This is a genomic window from Paenibacillus polymyxa (assembly GCF_001719045.1).
GTDB lineage: Bacteria > Bacillota > Bacilli > Paenibacillales > Paenibacillaceae > Paenibacillus > Paenibacillus polymyxa_B.
On record NZ_CP015423.1, the window covers coordinates 1,894,109 to 1,915,905 of the forward strand.

16 protein-coding genes are annotated in these 21,797 nt (G+C 47.1%); all 16 read right to left on the bottom strand.

Going from position 1 to position 21,797, the window contains the following annotated elements; translation table 11 throughout:
• Nucleotides 1-64: 64 nt before the first annotated feature.
• Nucleotides 65-2,047 carry a heavy metal translocating P-type ATPase gene (locus AOU00_RS08630; protein ID WP_335582238.1) on the bottom strand — a complete coding sequence of 661 codons (1,983 nt, stop codon included), beginning with the start codon at nt 2,045-2,047 and terminating at the stop codon, nt 65-67.
• A 308-nt stretch (nt 2,048-2,355) separates the two neighbouring features.
• Nucleotides 2,356-3,807, bottom strand: coding sequence for a PEP-utilizing protein (locus tag AOU00_RS08640; protein WP_069290405.1), 1,452 nt, complete (start codon nt 3,805-3,807; stop codon nt 2,356-2,358).
• 306 nt (nt 3,808-4,113) lie between these two features.
• Nucleotides 4,114-6,555: a heavy metal translocating P-type ATPase gene (locus AOU00_RS08645; protein ID WP_069290406.1), complete on the bottom strand. Its 2,442-nt coding sequence runs from the start codon at nt 6,553-6,555 to the stop codon at nt 4,114-4,116.
• Nucleotides 6,556-6,741: 186 nt separating this feature from the next.
• Nucleotides 6,742-7,110, bottom strand: coding sequence for an ArsR/SmtB family transcription factor (locus AOU00_RS08650; RefSeq protein WP_007432172.1), 369 nt, complete (start codon nt 7,108-7,110; stop codon nt 6,742-6,744).
• A gap of 158 nt (nt 7,111-7,268) precedes the next feature.
• Nucleotides 7,269-8,390 carry an NADH:flavin oxidoreductase gene (locus AOU00_RS08655; RefSeq protein ID WP_069290407.1) on the bottom strand — a complete coding sequence of 374 codons (1,122 nt, stop codon included), beginning with the start codon at nt 8,388-8,390 and terminating at the stop codon, nt 7,269-7,271.
• Between the two features lie 177 nt (nt 8,391-8,567).
• Complete coding sequence (cyoD, locus tag AOU00_RS08660; RefSeq protein WP_013311980.1) at nt 8,568-8,903, bottom strand: cytochrome o ubiquinol oxidase subunit IV; 336 nt, start codon at nt 8,901-8,903, stop codon at nt 8,568-8,570.
• A complete protein-coding gene (gene cyoC, locus AOU00_RS08665; protein ID WP_023990327.1) occupies nt 8,904-9,512 on the bottom strand; it encodes a cytochrome o ubiquinol oxidase subunit III in 609 nt (202 codons plus the stop codon).
• Nucleotides 9,512-11,488 carry a cbb3-type cytochrome c oxidase subunit I gene (locus AOU00_RS08670; RefSeq protein WP_013311982.1) on the bottom strand — a complete coding sequence of 659 codons (1,977 nt, stop codon included), beginning with the start codon at nt 11,486-11,488 and terminating at the stop codon, nt 9,512-9,514. Before AOU00_RS08670 ends, cyoC begins: the two co-directional genes overlap by 1 nt.
• 25 nt (nt 11,489-11,513) lie before the next feature.
• On the bottom strand, nt 11,514-12,497 hold the full coding sequence (cyoA, locus tag AOU00_RS08675; protein ID WP_061828908.1) for a ubiquinol oxidase subunit II: 984 nt from the start codon (nt 12,495-12,497) through the stop codon (nt 11,514-11,516).
• Nucleotides 12,498-12,843: 346 nt separating this feature from the next.
• The gene (locus AOU00_RS08680) at nt 12,844-13,092 is read right to left on the bottom strand and encodes a hypothetical protein (RefSeq protein ID WP_061828909.1); all 249 of its coding nucleotides are present in this window, start codon (nt 13,090-13,092) and stop codon (nt 12,844-12,846) included.
• 223 nt (nt 13,093-13,315) lie between these two features.
• Nucleotides 13,316-14,662, bottom strand: a complete 1,347-nt coding sequence (locus AOU00_RS08685; protein ID WP_069290408.1) for a GH1 family beta-glucosidase — start codon at nt 14,660-14,662, stop codon at nt 13,316-13,318.
• Complete coding sequence (locus tag AOU00_RS08690) at nt 14,659-17,139, bottom strand: glycoside hydrolase family 95 protein (protein ID WP_069290409.1); 2,481 nt, start codon at nt 17,137-17,139, stop codon at nt 14,659-14,661. The genes AOU00_RS08685 and AOU00_RS08690 overlap by 4 nt, the downstream gene beginning before the upstream one ends.
• A gap of 106 nt (nt 17,140-17,245) precedes the next feature.
• On the bottom strand, nt 17,246-18,940 hold the full coding sequence (locus tag AOU00_RS08695; protein ID WP_069290410.1) for an ABC transporter substrate-binding protein: 1,695 nt from the start codon (nt 18,938-18,940) through the stop codon (nt 17,246-17,248).
• A gap of 74 nt (nt 18,941-19,014) precedes the next feature.
• Complete coding sequence (locus AOU00_RS08700) at nt 19,015-19,917, bottom strand: carbohydrate ABC transporter permease (RefSeq protein WP_023990333.1); 903 nt, start codon at nt 19,915-19,917, stop codon at nt 19,015-19,017.
• Between the two features lie 15 nt (nt 19,918-19,932).
• On the bottom strand, nt 19,933-20,946 hold the full coding sequence (locus AOU00_RS08705; protein ID WP_069290411.1) for an ABC transporter permease: 1,014 nt from the start codon (nt 20,944-20,946) through the stop codon (nt 19,933-19,935).
• A 454-nt stretch (nt 20,947-21,400) separates the two neighbouring features.
• Nucleotides 21,401-21,784: a cupredoxin domain-containing protein gene (locus tag AOU00_RS08710; RefSeq protein WP_069290412.1), complete on the bottom strand. Its 384-nt coding sequence runs from the start codon at nt 21,782-21,784 to the stop codon at nt 21,401-21,403.
• Between the last annotated feature and the right edge of the window lie 13 nt (nt 21,785-21,797).

Genomic DNA, 21,797 nt, shown 5'->3' on the forward strand with positions numbered 1-21,797 from the left:
CACCCCCTTGGATTTTAAGAGGTATGAATGCTCCTTCCTGTTTGTCATCTTGTGATTATTAGTCCTATGACCGCAATAAGCGCAGGCCATTCAAAATGACCAGTATTGTGCTGCCTTCATGCCCAATAACCCCAAATGGCAAGGCTATATCCTGCACAAAGTTGCTGATCACAAGCAGCAAAATGACACTTACCGCGAAGACCATATTTTGTTTGACCACCCGCTGCGCCTTGCGCGCCAGTGCTATCGTCGGAGCGATCTCCTCGATTCCATCGTTCATCAGTACCACGTCAGCGACCTCTAGCGCTGCTCCGCTGCCATGCATCCCCATGCCTAGTCCTACGGTTGCTGCTGTCAACGCAGGAGCGTCGTTCACACCGTCGCCGACCATGACGACATGCCCGTACTGCTCCCGCAGCATACGAATATGGCTGACTTTGTCCTCCGGCATTAAGCCAGCATATACAGCGTCGACTCCGGCCTGCTCCGCGATCACAGCGGCCGTTTCTGGACGGTCTCCGGTTAGCATGACAACCCGGATACCCTGCGCTTGCAGGCGTTTCACGGACTCTTGAGCCTGCGGACGCAGCTCATCACGTAGTGCCAGCATTCCGGCAATCCGATCATCCGCGAGGATGATGGATACGGTTTTGCCCTCAGCTTCCAGCCGGGCCCGACTCTCCATCCACTCTGGCTCTGCCAGAGGACTAGGTCCATCCAGCACATCTGTGCGACCGATTTTCCATTTCACCCCGCCTATGATGCCTTCCATCCCCCATCCAGTGAGTGCCTGCACTTGCTCAGTTGGGAGAAGCTCTCTCTGTCCCAATTCAGTTTCGGCTTTGGCTACAATCGCTCGCGCCAGCGGATGCAAAGAATAACTTTCAATTGTAGCGACAATGTGCAGTAGCTCATCGGCATCGTATTCTGCGGCGGTAATCCAATCCGTGACGACAGGTGACCCCATCGTTAACGTGCCTGTTTTGTCAAAAGCAACAACAGAAGTCAATGCCATATTCTCCACATGTGCGCCACCTTTGAACAGGATGCCCCGTCGGGCACGGTTGGAAATGGCCGATAGCATCACTGGCATAATGGATGACACGAGCGCACAGGGTGAGGCCACGACGAGGAAAACCATAGCCTTGTAGAACGCTGCTGCCCACGTCCAGCCTAATGCGATGGGTGCACCGGCAATGACGATCAGCGTGACAGCAACAACAATTCGGGCGTACACCGATTCGAACGTTTTAATAAACCGCTGGGAATCAGGAACTTCGGTCTGAGCCTCTTCCACCATACGAATGATTTTTGAAAATAAAGTGTCCTCTGAGGACTGACTAACCTCTACATATAGCACGCCTTCTCCATTAATGGTGCCCGCATATACTTCGTCACCTTCCACCTTATTTACCGGAACAGACTCCCCGGTAATAGATGCCTGATTCACTGCCGAAACGCCCTTGGAGATTCGGCCGTCCGCCGGAATCAGTTCGCCCGGCTTCACCAGCAGCAGGTCGCCTGGCAACAGTTGCTCAATGCCGACTGTTTCCGTCCCCTCGCGAGACAAGCGCAAAGCCGTTTCCGGCTTCAACGCCATGAGCTCAGAAATATCCTTACTACTACGCTCGGTGGTATAGCTCTCCAGCGCACCGCTGAGTGCAAAAATAAAGATCAGCATGGCTCCTTCATTCCAATAGCCAATGGCCGCAGCTCCTAGAGAGGCAGCGATCATGAGCAGATTAACATCCAGATCATGTTCTCGGATCAGTGTTTCGACCCCTTCTCTGGCTTTGGACCAGCCCCCAAGGGCATAGGACACTACATACAGAATGACCGATAGCCATTGCCACCAATGGGAGGCTCCCCATGCCATCAGCATCAGCAATCCACTACCTAGAGCAGCTTGCATCTCCTTATTTTTCAGCATGCTTTTAAGCTGAAATTGCGGCTTGCGATTCGGACCGGGTCGTCCGCTGCCACTTTTTTTTGAAAGGGTTCGGTTAGAGGGAGACAATGTATCTTGTAATCGTTGAGTAGCTTGCATCACGTCACGTTCCTTTCCATATTTTGTTCCTTGTACTAGCATTTCATTGAGAATGATATCCATTGTTAAGTGCCCTAAAATAGCACATGCTGCTTCGGGAAGCCCGAAGCAGCATGTTTGACAATGAGAATGATAATCATTTTTGCATCTATACAATTATTTTGGATTAGAGAAACTTTTGTTTTATTATATACCTTTTCTTTTCCACTTGTAAACCAGCAATGGCCTAAATAAAAAAAGATACCCGCGCAAACACCGCAGGTATCCTCCATATTTAAAGAATCCTATTCCAAGAATTCCGGTTATCTTCAGGCTAAAGGAAACTTCCACGCATGATTGTGTGCAGTTCCTGAAGTGTGCTGACGATCTGCGGGCTGTTGCAGTCCCAAACGCGCAGCCGCAAGGCGTGCAGTGGGAACCGCTGTGTCCGGGCAAATGACCCCCGTCAGCTCATTCTCCCAGATCGAAATCCTAACCAGAGAATGGTTAATTTCATCTATTGCTACCCATAAAGGAAGCTCAGGCTTTACACGTCGAACAGCTTCCATTATGCATTTTATCGTATCACTATTATTCTCATGACCATCGACACCGGATGGAATCAACTGCTCCTCAGCCCTAATGTCATCGGATAGAGTTGGTATGACTTCTAAAATGACCGTATCGGCAAAACGTGCCAGATCTGCAGCTTGAGCCACCTGCTTGATCTGCCGTGCGCTCACTTTGAACATGTTATTGGAATTGGCTGACTCCCCCGACCGTGCGGCTTGCCTGTTCCCTGTTTGGCTTACGTTAGGCACCAAAGACGGGGCAACTGTCAAAAGCACGCCTACCCGATATGGAATGCACCGAAGACGCCCGCATAAAGTCTGCTCTGCAACGCCGTCAATCCAGTCTCGCGTTGCCCGGAATTCGTCCACGTCAGCCGGATTGCGCACTATAATCTCCAGCTTGGGTTCTCCCCCCTGCCGCACGCTCCGCAACGCCGCACGCAGTAATGCCTCCAGCTGCATATCTTGCAAGCTTCCAATACCCACTGCATTGTTCTGCTCAATTAGGGCTATAGTGAGTGGTGATCCGTTCAAAGACTCGAATAAGCTTTCATATTGTGTTTCCAGCAAACTGATAATTCGACGGGACAAATGCTCACACAATCCAGGCAGGCCAGATGCCTGGTTAAAGGTTTTGTACGTGTCAGATGCACGTGAACCGGGAATAAGGATGGGATCAGGCTCCCCGTCAGGGGCATGAATCGTCTGTCCAGACTCTGCTACGTCCAGATAGGCATAGCATAGTTTCCCTACACGGCCAGATGCCAGTGACAAGGGACCATGCAGAAGACTATAACCGTCATAACTGCCTATTTCCGATGCTGTCTCTGTGCTTATACGACTCAAACTTGCAGGAGCATCGGCATAAATCCGTATGGAGGTGCGCCTGTATTCATCGCTCCATTTTAGGAGTGTGCCCATTGCTTGCCCAATATCGTTATCGTTATTCAGCATCGTTTCCCCAAGTAATTCCGGATTCGCAGCCATCAAAGCCTCTGCTCGACTGATTACGCCCTGCTCAGCTAAACCAACCAGCCAGCCCAACGGATCTTCCTCCTGTGTAGCAGATGCTTCATGGCTGCCTGCCTTTAGCGTCTCCATAGCCAACCTCTGTGCAGCAGCCTCCATACCCGGCTCTGGAACTTTGAGATCCCGGCTATTTTTGCCACCCAACAGCTCTGCGAATACATGCATCAGTTTAGCCTCCATGCTATTAATCCATCCTTTCTTCCGTCAGCAAGTTGGCACACACGAATTCGAGTACCCCTCCAAACAAAGAAAACGCTTACCCATAATGGAGCAACCGAATCTTACATGGGCCTTACTTGTAAAGCCCCTACCTTAACGTATTAGGCACGCCACACATTTATACATTTCGGCACAACTATCCTACATTCCAAAATAAATCTCTATCCTGCTGGTACAAGACCACTCGAAAAAGGAACCTATAAAATAAACACCCCCGGTCTTCACAGGATGCCTACATCCGATGTTAACCCGGGGGTATTTATTTTTTTACTCGTAAGAACGAACCTTCAATACACGCATCACATTCAATACAGCTAGCAATGTTACACCTACATCGGAAAATACAGCCTCCCACATCGTAGCAATACCGAATGCTCCCAGCGTAAGAAACACAGCTTTGACACCTAGCGCAAATATAATGTTTTGCCATACGATACGACGTGTGCGCTTGGCGATATGGATCGCCGTAACCAGCCTTGAAGGCTCGTCGTTCATGATTACGATATCTGCCGCCTCAATCGCAGCATCCGATCCCAAACCGCCCATCGCTACACCGACATCTGCCAGCGCCAGTACGGGTGTATCATTAATCCCATCGCCTACGAACAAAATTTTGTCGCTCGTTTTTTTACTTGCAGACAACTGCTCGATGGCTTCGGCTTTGTGCTGAGGTAACAGCTCTGCCCGTACTTCATCCAAACCCAACTGTCGTCCTACGGCCTCGGCAACAGTCCGATTGTCACCCGTCAGCATGATGGTTTTCACCACACCCAACTTTTTCAGTGAAGCAACCGTTTGGGCTGCGTCTTCCTTAACCTCATCTGAAATCAGAATGCACCCGGCATACGTTCCGTCTACAGCCACATGTACGACCGTTCCTTCATCCAGCGTCCCTGCTTGCTGCGCCACGTTAAAAGCCACATGCTCCCGCTCCATCAGCTTGGCGTTTCCGGCTGATACCAGACGACCATCAATTTGTGCCTGAATCCCGTGACCGGATATTTCACTATATTGCTGAACCCGTTCTGCTCTGAGTTCTTTACCGTAGGATTCACGCAGAGAAGCAGCAATAGGATGTGTGGAATGCAGCTCCGCCAAAGCGGCGGTTTCGAGCAGGGTTTCGTTTGTAAAATCTCCGGCAGGATAAATCCCTGTTACACGGAAAACACCTTTGGTGAGTGTGCCTGTTTTATCAAAAACAGCGTATTTCACATGATTCAGAGCTTCAAGATAGTTCCCGCCCTTGATCAGGACACCTGAACGGGAGGCTGCCCCAATTCCCCCAAAGAAGCCCAGTGGAATGGATACTACCAGCGCACAAGGACAAGAAATAACGAGGAAAACAAGCGCACGGTATACCCAATCTGCAAAATGTGCACCCGGCACAACAAGCGGTGGAACAACCGCCAACAACAGCGCTACAATAACCACTACTGGAGTATAGTATCTGGAAAATTTCGTGATAAACTTTTCAGTCGGCGCTTTTTTGGCACTCGCATTTTGCACTAATTCCAAAATTTTCGAGACCGCCGATTCACTAAATTCTTTGCTAACCTCTACCGTTAGAAGTCCGTTCGTATTGATAAATCCACTCAACACGTTGCTTCCCTGCTCTACGGTACGAGGCACGGATTCACCAGTCAACGCAGAGGTATCCACATGCGATTTACCATCTATAACTTTACCATCCAGCGGGATCTTCTCGCCCGGCTTAATCACAATCAAATCCCCAATGCGAACGTCTTCTGGGGACACTCTCCGTACGGACTCAGCCGTCTTCAGGTTGGCATAGTCCGGTCTAATATCCATCAGATCACTGATGGATTTACGTGAACGGTTAACTGCAATGCCTTGAAACAGTTCTCCGATTTGATAAAAGAACATGACAGCTACGCCTTCCGGGTATTCCCCAATCGCAAATGCACCAACAGTAGCCAGCGTCATCAGGAAGTATTCGTCAAAGGCCATTCCACGTACCAAACTGCGTGCAGCCTGCAAGACAACATCACCGCCAACGATGATATATGCCAGTAAAAATAGGGCCAACTTGCCTACACCTTCGACAGGTAACCACCAGGCAATAGCCGCAACGACCGCACCAATAGCCAAACGCGCAATCATGCGGCGCATACCGTCCGTACCGTGATCATGCGTATGCCCAGCGTGGCTATCATCTCCATGCGAATGTGAATGAGCGTGGGTGGCTTCACCATGTTCGTGCTCTGCATGGTGGTTGTGATGCTCGTGTGCATGATCCCCGTGGTCGTGTCCATCGTGCGTATGGGCTTGCTTGCCATGTGCTCCATGATGATGACCAGCGTGGCTGTGAGAAGCATGTTGCCCGATCTCCTGTGTATGCCCTTCACCTTCACTATGATGCTCATGACCGCATGCACAACCATCTGTGCAGTCTGGCTGTACTGCACCAGCATTGCTTCGGCTGTCTTCACGCAGGCGTCCACGAGCATTTTTTACAACCATTCGAACATGCGGCTCGAGTCTGTGAACTTTCCGTTCAGTCTGGCGAAAAACCTCTTCCTTTTGATCCGAACTTGTGGTCATCGTCAACGTTTTCGTAACAAAATTGACCGAGCAATCCATGACCCCTTCTATTTTACTGACTCCATTTTCAATCTTGAGAGCACAGTTGGCGCAATCCAAACCTTCCAAAATCCATTCATGCCGTTCCGTTCTTTTTAGAGCATCCATAGTCATTGGCCTCCAATTAACTATATATGAGCAACTGTTCATATATTATTTGTTAAGGCCATTATATTCAGGATCAGGGTCAAAAGTCAATGACTCTAGCCCTTTTTAACAAAAAAATCGAATTCAACGGACAAACGCCAAAAGAGCGCCAATCGCTTGGCGCCCTCTGTTGTTTTATCCCAAAAACTATTGATGTGATATGTGCTGATGGGTTTGCAAAAAGATCTGCTCCACATGATTATCATCCAGTGAATAAAACACCGTCTTGCCTTCTTTGCGTCGTTTGACAATACGCAGGTTGCGCAAATAACGAAGCTGGTGGGATACCGCAGATTGTCCCATGTTCAACACCTGGGTCAGATCATGAACACACAGTTCTTTTTGTGCCAGGGCATAAATCAGCTTGATTCGTGTCGGGTCACCCAGTGCTTTGAACAGCTCCGACATTTTGTATGCGATGGAATCCTCAACAAGGGAAGATTTTATGCGCTCAATTTCCTGATCTGAACCGTGACAAGCCGGCTCGCAATCCAAAGCTTCCGTTTCAGAATTCATCCTTTTCACCCCGTGTATTTCGACTTGATGCTCCTATTATAGCAAATTCGTAGAGTTTACGAATAGCTTATATTACAGCTTGCCCTGTAACAGAAAACTTCCAAGTCTCAATGCTTACCTAACACTATAGCTTTACACTACTTAGAGCTTAATAAAGCTTAATTCAACGTTTTTAATACTTCATCACTGTAAGGAATAATTTCATCTATTTGTTGATCACGTAACTTCACCGCAAACGCTGGATCAACCAGCAAAGCACGCCCAACCGCAACCAGATCAGCTTCCTCTCGTTCTACTTGCCCCACGAGTTGTTCTAATCTTGCCTCTACATTACTGGATTGATCGGTTTGACGATTATTATTTTCCAAATCACTCAAAAAGGCCTTCTCCAAACCAATCGAGCCCACAGTAATCACTGGCTTGCCTGTTATCTTTTTGGTCCAAGCTGCCAAATTTAGATCAGACCCTTCAAATTCCGGTTCCCAAAAACGGCGGCTTGAGCAATGGAATACATCCACCCCGGCCTTCACTAATGGAGTGAGAAACTGTTCAAGTTCCTGTGGTGTTTGGGCCAGCTTTTCTTCATAATGGTACATCTTCCACTGGGAGAATCGCAATACAATTGGGAAATTCGGCCCTACTGCACGACGACAAGCCTCAATGACCTCCACCGCAAACCGAGTACGCTGGACCAAGTTGCCTCCGTATTGGTCGGTGCGCTTATTGGTTTTGTCCCAAAAAAATTGATCAATTAAATAGCCATGTGCTCCATGAAGCTCAATACCGTCAAAACCCACTCGCTGGGCATCGGCAGCGGCCTGTGCATAAGCGGAGATAATATCTGCAATCTCAGCCTCCGTCAATGGCTCAACCACCTTTTCGCCGGCGGGAGAGATACCGGATGGACCGACAGGCAATGCCTCGGGATTCGGTTGATTATCTGCACCTATTTTACGGGCCGTACCCACATGCCAGAGCTGCGGTATAATCTTGCCACCTACCGCATGAACCTCCTCAACTACCTTGGCCCACCCCTTTAATCCCTCACCATAAAAATTAGGAATGCTTGTGTGCTCCACAGCTGCGGGATGATTAATAGCAGTTCCCTCTGTAATAATCAATCCTACTGCATTTTCGGCACGGCGACGATAATACGCGGCCACGTCAGGCCCTGGAATACCTTGAGGAGAAAAATTCCGTGTCATGGGCGCCATAACAATCCGATTGGGAAGAGATAAATTACCTAACTTAAAAGGTTTAAACAGTAATTCTGTGTTCATTACTTTTTCCTCCGCTCTCCACTAGTATTATCGTTTTCACTCTACTGTTATACAATTCCATTTTACACATATGTAAACTTGAGTTCAAGAAGCCACAGTTTTTATTTTAATAAGCTACACAAAAAAAGAAGAAGCGGCTCTAAGTCCGCTTCTTCTTTCCTAATTCGTTTGTACTTATTAGTGTGCTACCATGTTGTATTCCATAATCCATACAGAACCACCAACAACGGTCAACAGGATAACTACCCCGAAAATCAAAGTCATGACATTCCAGCGTGGTCCATTGCTCTCACGAATGTGCATGAAGAAGAAAAGCTGAACCAGAAATTGCAGCACTGCCGCGGCTAAAATAACAACCATGGTCGAAGTGCGGCTCAACATATGATTCATAACCACACCGAGAGGAATGATGGTCAGTACGATGGACAGAATAAACCCGATAACATAGGATTTCACTGAACCGTGAGAATCATCATGACCATGCGAACCCGCTCCTGTTTGATGCTGTGCCATCTACATCACCCCCATCAAATAGACGACTGTCAGCAAGAAGATCCAGACAGCGTCCAAAAAGTGCCAGTACAAGCTCAATGCCGAAACTTTCCCCTTCGTCTCTGGTGTAAGCCCGCGTTTTTTCAACTGGAACATGAGTCCAATCATCCAAACCAGACCTAACGAAACGTGAAGTCCGTGCGTTCCGACTAAAGTGAAGAATGCCGACAAGAACGCACTGGTTCCAAAATTGGCTCCTTCGTGTACCAACTCAACAAACTCGTAAACCTCAAAACCGATAAAGCCAAGACCCAGGATCGCCGTCACGATTAACCAGTTAATTAATCCCTTCATGCTTCCTTTGTTCATGGCCAACACAGCCAGACCACTTGTGAAGCTGCTCGTGAGCAAGAGGAACGTTTCAATAATAACGCCCGTCATGTTAAACAGCTCTGCGCCACCCGGTCCTCCGGCTGTGTTGTTCCGAAGGACGACGAAGGTTGCGAACAAGGTGCTGAACAGGATTACGTCCGTTACGAGGAAGATCCAAAAACCAAGCATCTTCAATTCTTGCGGATCGTGATGCCCGTGGTCATGATCATGGCTTTGGTGTGCTGCTGCTTGTGCCATTATACAGACCCCCTTATTGCCGCTTCCGTGCGTTTTACTTCATCCGCAGGGATATAGTAGTCGCCATCATAGGAGAAGAACGAACGGCAAATCATACAAATTGCCACACCGATCAGTCCTGGAATATAGAAGAACGACCATCCGAATACGAACCCGAAACCTGCAATGAAAAAGAATACCGACATAATGAATGGAATCGCCGAGTTCTTCGGCATATGAATCGCTTCAATTGGCGGTTGCTTTCTGAAAATACCTTTTGCACGTTTATCTTTTTCTGCCCACCAGTCATCACGTTCTTCTACTTGTGGAATGGTAGCAAAATTGTACTCCGGTGCAGGTGAAGGAATCGACCATTCCAACGTATGGCCACCCCAAGGGTCGCCTGTTGTATCCTTCAGCTTACGGTAATTCTTGATGCCCAGAAGAATTTGAAGAACCTGGAACAAGAAACCAATCCCCATCAAGAATGCCCCAACGGTCGAAACGAGGTTAAGCGGCTGCCAACCGGTATCCCAGCCGTAAGTGCTCAGACGACGCGTCATACCCATCAGACCGAGAGAATATTGTGGAATAAAACATACATAGAAACCGATGTTCCAGAACCAGAAAGCCCATTTACCAGGCGTTTCAGGCAATGTGAAACCGAACATTTTAGGCCACCAATAGTACAGACCTGCCAAGTAACCGAACACTACACCACCAATCAGAGCGGAGTGAAAGTGAGCGATCAGGAAGTAACTGTTATGGAACTGGAAGTCAGCAGGCGCTACAGACAACATGACGCCCGTCAAACCAGCAATCAAGAAGTTCGGAATAAAAGCAATTGACCACATCATAGGAGTCTTGAATGTAATCTTACCCCGATACATCGTGAACAGCCAGTTAAATACTTTAACCCCTGTCGGTATTGCGATAACCATCGTCGAAATCGCAAAGAATGCATTAACATCTGCGCCTGATCCCATCGTGAAGAAGTGATGCGCCCAGGTGAAGAAGGACAAGATCGCAATAATGAACATGGCGTAAACCATGGACTTGTATCCAAACAATTTCTTTTTGGAGAATACGCTGATAACCTCGGAATAAATACCGAAGGCAGGCAAAACTACAATGTATACCTCAGGGTGACCCCACATCCAGATCAAGTTGATATACATCATCGGGTTACCGCCGAAATCAAGCGTAAAGAAGTGTCCTCCTCCGAAGCGGTCAAGGAACAGCAATGCCAAAGTAACCGTCAGAATCGGGAATGCGAAAATGATAATAACACATGACGAAAATACGGACCACGTAAAGACAGGCATTTTCATCCAAGTCATACCAGGTGCACGCATTTTAATAATGGTCACAATAAAGTTGATCCCTGTAGCCAATGAACCTATACCCGAAATCTGAATACCCCAGATATAGAAGTTCTGACCGACGCCTGGACTAAATTGCAGTTCTGAAAGCGGTGGATAACTCAACCAACCTGCATCTGGCGAACCGCCGATAACGAAGGACAGGTTGAACAACATCGCTCCCATAAAGAAAAGCCAGAAGCTCAATGCGTTCAGGAAAGGGAACGCAACGTCGCGCGCACCAATTTGAAGTGGTACGGCAATGTTAAACAAACCAAACATCAACGGCATCGCCATAAACAGGATCATGATCGTGCCATGTGTTGTGAAAATCTGGTTGTAATGCTCAGGATGCAGTAGTGTAACATCCGGTGTAGCCAGTTGAACACGCATCAATAATGCATCCACGCCTCCGCGGAATAACATCAAGATGGCCGCAAGAATATACATAATACCGACTTTTTTATGGTCAACGGTAGTCAACCAGTTTTTCCAAAGCCAGCCCCATTTTTTGAAATAAGTGAGCACAAACACGATCCCGATCGTCGCTAATGCGATGGAGACGTCCGCTCCATAGATCATTGGGTCTCCAGTAACGAAGAAAGTGGATGCAAACTCTTTTATTTTGTCAAGCATTGGGGGCCTCCTTCCCTATAATCATTTAATTGTGTCCGCTCATATTCATATGACTCATGTCCATTGCCGCATGATCTTCTGTGCCGGACTGAGAAGAACCTTCTGTGGATGTAGCTTCACCATGTCCAGCATGTGGGTTAGAAGCGCCCTCCACTACATACTTGTTAACAATGTCTTTGAACAAGCCATCTGGAATCGAAGAATACTCATCAGGCTGGGACAAACCTGGTTTTGCAAGCGCCAAATAGCCGTCTTTCGTCAGCGGCTTAGACTGCTTTTTGATGTCAGCGACCCAGTTTTTATACTCTTCATCCGACTGGACTTCTACATCAAAACGCATTTGTCCAAAATGCTCACCGCTAAAGTTTGCACCCGAACCAAAGTAAGTTCCTTCGTGATCGGCCTGCAAATGCAGTTTCATAGCCATGCCTGACATGGTGTAGATTTGTCCGCCCAATTGCGGAATCCAGAATGAGTTCATCGGGGCGTCAGCAGTCAGTTCAAAACGGACTGGAACACCTTTAGGAATGTGAACTTGGTTAACTGTAGCTATACCTTCCTCTGGGTACATAAAGAGCCATTTCCAGTCCAGTGAAGTCACTTGAATGGTTACTGGCTTTTGCGTACTTGCCAACGGCTTGGAAGGCTCCAGCAAGTAGGTATATCTTGCAGTAATAACCGCAATAATACAGATAACGATAATTGGAATAGCCCACCATGTGGTCTCCAGCTTTTTGCTGTCATCCCAGTGGGGTTGATACTTCACCTTGTTTGTCGGTGTATCACGATACCGCCAAATGATGAAGAAAGTCAAAATCATGACCGGTACAATTATTAGCGCAGACAATGCCGTTGTAAGAATGATCAGCTCTTTTTGTGCTTGCCCAACGGGTCCTTTCGGATCGAAAACAACGTATTTTCCGCCAGCATAAAAACACGTCCAAATGAGCAATGCTACCGTGAGCACGGTCAAAACCAACGCAATAATCGCTTTTGGTTTTTTGTTCATGTTGTTCCCCTCTCCTTAAATAATAAATTACTCAAAACTTTACGAACTCCTGTAATGTTGCCCCTATATAAGATAGCAGAAAAGTGGCCACTTTTTTTATTGTTAACAGAATTGTCGATTATTTGTCCGTTTTTTGTGAAAAACATCTCTAAAAATAAAATTTCTCTTGCAAATTCAAAATTTCTTATTAATACAAAGATGACATAATAAAAACGTTATTTGTGTATCTTAAAGAAGTTATATTAAAGAAAAAAGCGGGACTCCTTACAGTTATCATCCTACACTGCTCGAAGCCCCACATTGTTGTTTTCAGCATATATTTGCTTTAAATCATTTTTAAATTGTATTAACTGCGGCCGTTTTCCTGGTCTTCCTTCTTGCGTGCAATGACAAATGATTTCCCAACTAGAAAAATAAAAATCCCGGCAACAACGCAACCAATGCCTGTCATTAAATATATATTCCGATCAGTTAAATTACCTATATCAAGCAAAATAAGGATAATACCTGCAATACAGGCGATCCAAGCGATAACAGATACCGTTCGGCTCATTTGCCCGTCAGTTGATCCTGATTTCCTAAAATTTGCAGCCATACCCTCCACTCCCTTCGGTCTAAAATAATTTTTAGCGCCCTCGTCCGGTATTTTTGTCAGTATGCACATATCTTGCTTCTTTATTCCCTTGGTCTCTACATACCTGAAACAACCCTCTGCATATCTTGACTATTATTACCCCGGAAGACCCAGTGTTCAAACAAAAGGGAGCAGAGACAGGCCTAAATCTGCCTTATTTTCAAAACATCTCTTCGTTTATCGTTTAACGTCTGGTCTCCAACCAGTTATTACTTACTACATTTCGATACCAATAGTAACTTTCCTTCGGGGTGCGGACCTGTGTGCGGAAATCGACATGAATCATGCCAAATCTCATATTATATCCCTCTGCCCACTCAAAATTGTCCATAAGTGACCATGCCATATATCCTTTGACATGAAGGCCGTCATGAATAGCCCGGTGTACCTGCACCAAATGCTGCTGCATATACGAAATACGACGGTCATCCTGAACCTTGCCATTCACGACATCATCGTTGATGCAAGCCCCATTCTCTGTGATATAAATATCGAGGTTACCGTATTTTTGCAAATAATGCAGTACCTCGTACAGCCCACGCGACTCCACTGGCCAACCGATATCCGTTACAGGTAGCCCCATATTGATTTCTTCAGATTGAAGAAACCCGGCTTCAGGATTAAAACGATTAACTGACATAGCATAGTAATTGATACCGATCATATCAATAGGCTCGCCGATAATATCCATATCTCCATCCTGAATAGGCACGGTGGCTCCCTGCTCCGCAAACCAGTCTACCAAAAACTGAGGATACGAGCCTTGATAAATAGGTTGAAGAAACCAGTCACTGTGCAGGGAAATAGTGCGCGCACAAGCGGCTTTATCTTCCTCAGATGTGCTGTAAGGAACAGCCCAGGAGACATTGGGAGCGATACCGATCTGGCCACTGGTGCCCAGCTCGCGGAAACGGCGCACAGAAAGACCATGCGCAACTAGCAAATGATGTCCTACATTAATGGCTGTCTGAAGATTTGTCAGACCCGGGGCATGAACACCCAGCATATTAGATAAAAAGGCGATGCACCATGGTTCATTGAATGTTAGCCAATGGTGTATTTTACCGTGAAACTCGCGGAACATCGTTTCTGCAAAATGGACAAACGCTTGAATCGTGCGACGATTCTCCCATCCTCCAGCATCCTGAAGCGCTTGAGGCAGATCCCAATGGTACAGTGTACAAAACGGTTCAATCCCATTTTCGTTCAACAAATCGACTACGCGATGATAATAGTCCAATCCTTCTTGATTGACTTCACCGTCACCATTGGGAAATATACGCGGCCAGGACACTGAAAAACGGTATGTACGAATGCCCAGTTCCTTCATTAGACGGATATCTTCCTCGTAGCGATGATAGCTGTCACAAGCTACATTGCCGTTATCACCGTTGAATACTTTGCCAGGTGTATGGGCAAAGGTATCCCAGATCGACAAACCTCTCCCATCCTCCTCATAAGCTCCCTCGATTTGATAGGCTGCCGTCGCGGTCCCCCACATAAAGTCCTGCGGAAATTGAAAAATGGTCATATTGTCTCTTCCTCTCCTTCAATTATAATCGTATGTTGGTTCGTTATTTCCTGCTCTTTGGTAAAAATCCATGACAAAATAAATCCTCCATGCTCAGGATCAGGCAGAGCCTGACGAGCATCTGCGCTAAACGGATGTGCGCTCCGAATCGTGCAGCTTCCTGCTGAGATGGATGTGACCAGTTCGGCACGGACAAGCCGGGAACCGGACCATTCCATGCCGACCGTCATCCCGCCATGTCCCTTCAATCCACTGACCCGTCCCTCCGACCATGCCGTTGGCAAGGCAGGCAGTAACGTCAGCTCTCCCGGACGGCTTTGTAGCAGCATTTCTGCAATCCCCGCCGTCGCACCAAAATTACCGTCGATCTGAAAAGGCGGGTGAGCATCGAATAAATTAGGATAGGTCGATCGCGACAGCAACGTGCGAACATACCGATGTGCGGCGTCGCCATCTTCCAGCCGAGCGTACAGGTTAATCAACCAGGCACAGCTCCATCCGGTATGACCACCACCGTGATCAAGCCGTCGACGCAGCGATATGCGGGCTGCCTCAGCCAGCTCCGGGGTATCACGGATGTGAATTTGTCGACCGGGATATAACCCATATAGATGCGAAACATGTCGATGCCCAGGCTCCGCTTCCTCAAAATCGATAAACCATTCCTGTAACTGGCCGTGACGTCCGATTTGATAGGGCATTAACCGTGCCCGTGTCTCCTCGCAGCGGTTGCGGAATTCATCGTCTAATTCCAGCAGGTCTGCAGCTTGAATGCAGTTATCCAACAGCTCCCGAATCAGCGTCATATCCATGGTGGAGCCCATAGAGATACTGCAATCCTCGCCGTCCGGCGTTTTAAATTTATTTTCAGGTGATGTAGATGGACATGTCACAAGCCGCCCCTCCGGGCCTTCCACGAGCCAGTCCATGCAAAAGGCTGCCGCCCCCTTCATGAGGGGATAAGCTTGTTCTGCCAGATAGGCTGTATCCAGGGTAAACAGATAGCGCTCCCATAGGTGAGCAGTGAGCCATACACCCCCAAGCGGCCAAAACGCCCAACTGGCATGGCCTCCTGAAGGCCCGGCGTATCTCCACACATCTACATTGTGATGAGCTGCCCACCCTTGAGCACCATAATGGATGGAGGCTACCCTCCGTCCCGTACGAGCCACTTCTCCAATCATGTGCAGCAATGGTTCATGGCACTCGGCAAGATTGCATACCTCTGCGGGCCAATAGTTCATCTGAGCATTGATATTGGTTGTATAATTACTGTTCCACGGCGGCTGCACCCGGTCATTCCAGATGCCCTGAAGATTGGTAGGCTGACTCCCCGGACGCGAGCTGCCCATGAGCAAATAGCGGCCATACTGAAATAACAGCACCTCCAGCCCCAGGTCGTCCTGACCTTTCTGATAACGTTCTAATCGCAGATCTGTCGGTAGAACGGAGTCGTCGGTTAGAGTATCACCTCTCAGTTCTAATACAACGCGGTCAAACAGCTTTCGGTGATCCTGTTCATGGCGTTGCCGCACCTGCTCATTTCCCAGCGAAATTGCTCCGTCTAAAATGACTTGACATGCTTCTGCTGACTCCGTTGCATCACTATTCGGCATAGCGTGAAATCCCCGAAATCCGGTAGCTGCTGCCAAATACACCGTGATTTTATCCGCGCCCGAGATGATCAGTGCTCCATCAGCACCCTTCGTCAAGGTTCCTCCCTCGGGAATAACCCTCGCCTGAACTGCAAAAGCCATCCCCAAATCATTTTCATAAACGACAGACTGTGGATGATCGCCGTGATAATTAGATTCCACATGACTGGGCGCTCGCCCAGTCAACGTAATAAAGTCCCTGATCGGCTCATCGGATGGATCGTCCTCTTTATCGCTATCCCATTTGGATGAATCAACAAAATGTATATCCTCTCCAATCTCGTCTTCACAAGGATGGAGGGAAGTGATGCGCACAGATGCATGGATCTTCCCAAGCTTATTCGCAGTCAGTGACACCATCATGATTCCATCTGGCGCACTGGCGATAACTTCACGGGTATAGCAAACTCCATCACTCTGAAAAGTGACCGCTGCCGTTCCAGTCAGCAAATCCAGTTCCCGTTCATATTGCACAATTTCCCCTAGGCCCTCCTGCGTAATCCACAAATCTCCCAAAGGCTGATAGGCTTCCGTATCGCGACCTAGCATATTCGCATTAATCAGTTGTTCCGCTTCCTTGTATTTTCCATCTGCAATCAGCTTTCTGACAGGCTGCAAATATCGCAAAGCATCATACTGAACGCCGTCTCTGGGAAACCCGGACCAGAGCGTATCCTCGTTTAATTGCAAATGCTCCTCTCTGATTCCGCCAAATACCATAGCTCCCAGTCTTCCATTGCCGACTGGCAATGCTTCCTCCCATACCTCAGCAGGCTGGCGATACCATAAACGCAGGGACTGTGGTCTTTTGCCTTTCGTCACATCAAACCCTCCCCCATCAAGATGAAACAGAGCGCTAATCCCGTATGGACCATAAGGACAAGCGCTCTGTCATTCCGGCATTCAAAATTTCGTTAAAAGCAGTCAGCTACTTAGAAGCCTTACCGCTCCATAACTCCACTCTGTCCTTTACCAGTTGCGTGTATTGCTGTTCCATTTGGACAGCTCCGGCGGCATCCAGTTCTTTAATCATGTTGTCGTATACCGTATCAAAATTGGAAGCTGGTGCTAAAATAGCTTCGGGTATACGTTTGCGGATAATGTCTGTCGTTTTTTTGAATGTAACGTTATAGTTGGATTCATTGTCTGTTGTTAGATTATAGGCTGCCCCCCAAGGCTTTACATCAAATTCTTTCTTGTCCGGGAACAGATCTTTCCACGTTTTTACGCCATACGCTTTAAGCGATTCTTTCTCTGGCTTCGAATAAGCCGCGATAATTTGTTCCGGGAATTTGGCAGTATAGTAGTTGCCTGTAGGGTCCTTCACGCCGTCACCATAGTGTCCACTGATGAGCGTGTACAAATCTATACCCGTGGATTTGTTGAAGTTGGTTGTATTGTTCGTTTTTTGCTCCAGTACATCAGCCGGAATGACGCGTTTGCCGTCTTTGATCTCATAATGCTTGCCCTCGATCCCCCAGTTCACTAGCACCTGTCCTTCATCGGAAGCTAAATAATCAAGGAATTTAATAGCCCGCACCGGGTCCTTGCAATTTTCCGTAATACCTACACCATAACCGGACGCGAAGCCCGTATCCTGAAAGGAGCTATCCTTGTATTTCTCCGAGAGTGTAACTGGAAAATGCGCGTAGCTGGAATCGGCCTTGCCTGAAGCTTTTAACGCATTTTCGGCATCCTGATACCCCCACTCCTGATCAATTAGACCGAGGACACGGCCGCTGGCAATTTTGGATTTGTATTGATCACTTTTTTGCACAAACGAATCTTTATCGAGCAGCCCTTCATTGTACATGTGGTTCAACCAACGGAAATATTCCTTTTCTTCAGGACGTTTGTAATGAAGCTTCGCTTCAAATATTTTGGGATCAATAAAATATTCACCATCATCTGGCGCTCCAGTCGTCTGGAAGGCAGGATTCGTTACGGTAATCATAATTCTCCAGTCGTCTGCATCCAGCGTGAGTGGGATCGTTTTTTTGCCATTGATCGTTGGGTGCTTGGCTGTATAGGTTTTGAGTACGTTTTCATAATCCTGTAGCGTTCTTACCTTTGGATATCCTAACTCCTTGAGCACCTTATGCTGAATTTCAAATCCGCCCGTCGCGTCAAAACTCTCCTGTCCCACACCTGCATACGTAGGAAGGACATAGATGGATTGATCTTTATTACTGTATTTCAAACGATCCATATAGGGTCCATATAGCTTTTTGAGATTGGGTGCGTGATCGTTGATCAGATCTGTCAGATCAATCATGGCCCCCGCATCCACAAGCTTGTTAATATTCGCTTTAGGAGAAACCAAGTCCGGGTATTCTCCACTTGCTGCCATCAAAGCAATTCGGTCATCTCCACCTCCGCCGCTGACATCAAATTCCGCATTCAAGGTTACACCTGTTTTCTTGGTGATTTCCTTGCCTATTTCATCCTTCATTCCATTCCATTGCGGGCTTGTATCTGCTCCGAAGAAGCTAAACGTAATCGGGTCTGTGCCGCTGGACGTGCCTTCCTTCGCTGCTTTATCGCTTCCTCCACAACCTGCGAGTGCGGTAAGAGACACCGCGAGCAAGGGAATCAGTGCAAATCTGGACCAGTGTTTGTTCATGTATAAATCCTCCTATATTCCTATGATGACTGCTCCTGCAAATAACTTCTATTTCACTACCGGTATCCCAATTTTTAAGATTTCACTGCCCCCAGCGTCATACCGCCTACAAAATATTTTTGCAAGAACGGATACACCATCAGGATGGGGAGCGTAACCGTAATCGTGATTGCCATTTTAATCGACTCTGGTGAAATTTGGGCCATTTGCTTAGCCATATCGTTACTATTCGTCATACTGGAGCCGCCTTGCTGCGTACTTTGCAGTATCTTCATCAGCTCATACTGTAGCGTCGTCCATTGCGGCGCCCCACCATTATACAAATACGTATCAAACCAAGCATTCCACTGACCTACTGCCAGAAAAAGAGCAATCGTTGCCAATACTGGTTTGCACAGCGGCAAAATAATTCTCCAGTAAATCGTAAAATCATTCGCCCCATCGAGTTTGGCTGACTCCTGCAGCGCATACGGCAAACCGTCCATAAAGGAACGAATAACAAACACATTAAATGCGCTAATTAAGCCTGGAAAAATGTACACCCAAAACGAACCCAGCAGATGCAGATCACGCATCAAAATAAACACGGGCACCATCCCGCCGGAAAAATACATCGTCAACGCCAAAAACGTAGAAATAAACTTACGAGCGCGAAACTCGACCCGACTCAATGTAAAAGCAAGCATAGACGCGCAGATCAATCCGAGTACCGTCCCGACCAAAGTACGAAGAATAGATATTTGCAGTCCCTGAAGAAGGCCATCGTACTGGAAAATCGTTTTGTAATTTTCGAGCGTAAATTGGCGGGGCCATATATAAATACCGCCGCGAACCGTGTCCGTTGAATTGTTCAGGGAAATCGCAAGTACGTTCAGAAACGGGTACAGCGTCAACACCACGATCAGAGCCATGAGGATATAGTTGAACAGATCAAACAGCTTCTCAGATCGGGTAGCATTAAATGCCTTATTCGTCATTTCGCCTCTCCCTCCCTACATAATGCTTTCTTTAGTTAGTTTTTTGAATATACCGTTCGCCGTAAACAACAGCAAAATGCTAACCAGTGAGTTGAAAATACCAATTGCCGTCCCATAAGAGAAGCGACCCAAATTAATCCCATAATTGAGCGCGTACAGATCCAACACCTCGGAATAATCCGTCACGAGACTATTGCCAAGCAAGAACTGCTTTTCAAAACCATTGCTCACCAGATGTCCAATCGCCATAATGAACAAAACCGCAATTGTCGAGCGGATACCCGGAAGTGTAATATGCCACATCTGTCTCCAGCGGCTCGCTCCATCCACGCGCGATGCTTCATACTGTTCTTGATCAATTCCGGTGATTGCAGCTAAATAAATAATCGTATTCCAGCCCGTCTCTTTCCAGATGTCGGAAGCGGTTACAATGTACCAGAACCAGCTCCCCTTTGCCATGAACTGAATCGGTTCATCCACAATATGAAGCGCTACCAATATATCGTTGACAATGCCTCCGTCAATGGACAGCATCTTGGTGACCAAACCGGCTACAACTACCCAGGATACAAAATGCGGAAGGTAGGATATTGTCTGCACAAACCGTTTGAACAGCATACCACGCAGCTCATTTAACAGAATTGCAAAGAAGATCGGTACGACAAAACCAAATATAATCCCCATCAGGCTCATCGCTAGCGTATTGCGTAATACCAGATAAAAACGTTCATCCTGAAATAGCTCAATAAAGTTATTCAGCCCTACCCATTTCTGGTCCGAAAAAGATTTGGCTGGCTTATAATTTTGAAACGCCATCGTCCAGCCCCAGAGCGGAAGATAGCTGAAAACAAACACCCATATGACGAAAGGAATAGACATAAAATAAAGATACTTTTGCTGCTTCACACTGTCCCACAAGCCTTTTCTACCACGTTCAGGCTTCGGGCCGCGAGCCTTGCGCGGTCTTCCCCGGTTGGATTCAGGAATCACAGCTCCATTACTGGAAGCGGTTTCAGTTGAAGATCCCATAACAAGCTCCTCCTCATCTCTAGATACTATTATCATACTTTGCTGGCTCGGAAGCGGGTACCCGACGAATTAGGGGAAAAATCAGTTCAAAATTAGATATATGGGATGAAAAAAATTACATTCGTGCCACTACGCATGCGGATGGTGCTTCCCTCGCTGTTGTCCCCGGATTTCTTGAATAAGCAACCAAAGGTAGAAATCCGGGGACAAAGGCGACCGCTTCGCTTGTCCAGCACCATTCCGCCTGCTCCGTTCTCATGTAAATTTTCTGAGAGAAGTCTTGTAAAAAACAAAAGATCAGCAATGTAAGCTGATCAGAGGTAAAGGATAAAGGATAATGCATATTGCACCACAGGTGGATGATGGTATATATACAGACTGTCGCAATTAACCTAATTGATTAAAGGAAAAAAAATAGCTTTCTAGCATCCATGTGCTAGAAAGCTATTTTGATTCATTTTACCGTGATCGTCCCGTAGTACATGTACATGCCACAATTATACTCATATACCCCCGGCTTCAAGTCCTTGACGGTAAAATAATTATTTTCGTGATCCAGGTAAACGTCCATTCCGATCTTCAACGACTGCACTTCATCAATGCAAGTAAAGGATGTCATTTTCTTGAAATTGATTTTGGTTGGAACGCCGGCTTTCACTTCAATATTTTCAGGATAGAAACCGTCCCCTTTTACACCCACTGTAACAATCTCATATTTGGTCTTGTCCGGCTCTTCCTGAGCTTGTTTAGGTTGAGTGGCCGGAAACGACGACACGCTCCCCTGAAAATAAAATAAGACAAACCCGCCCATGCTCAGGGCTACAAAACCAATCAGCATCAAATGCCAATGC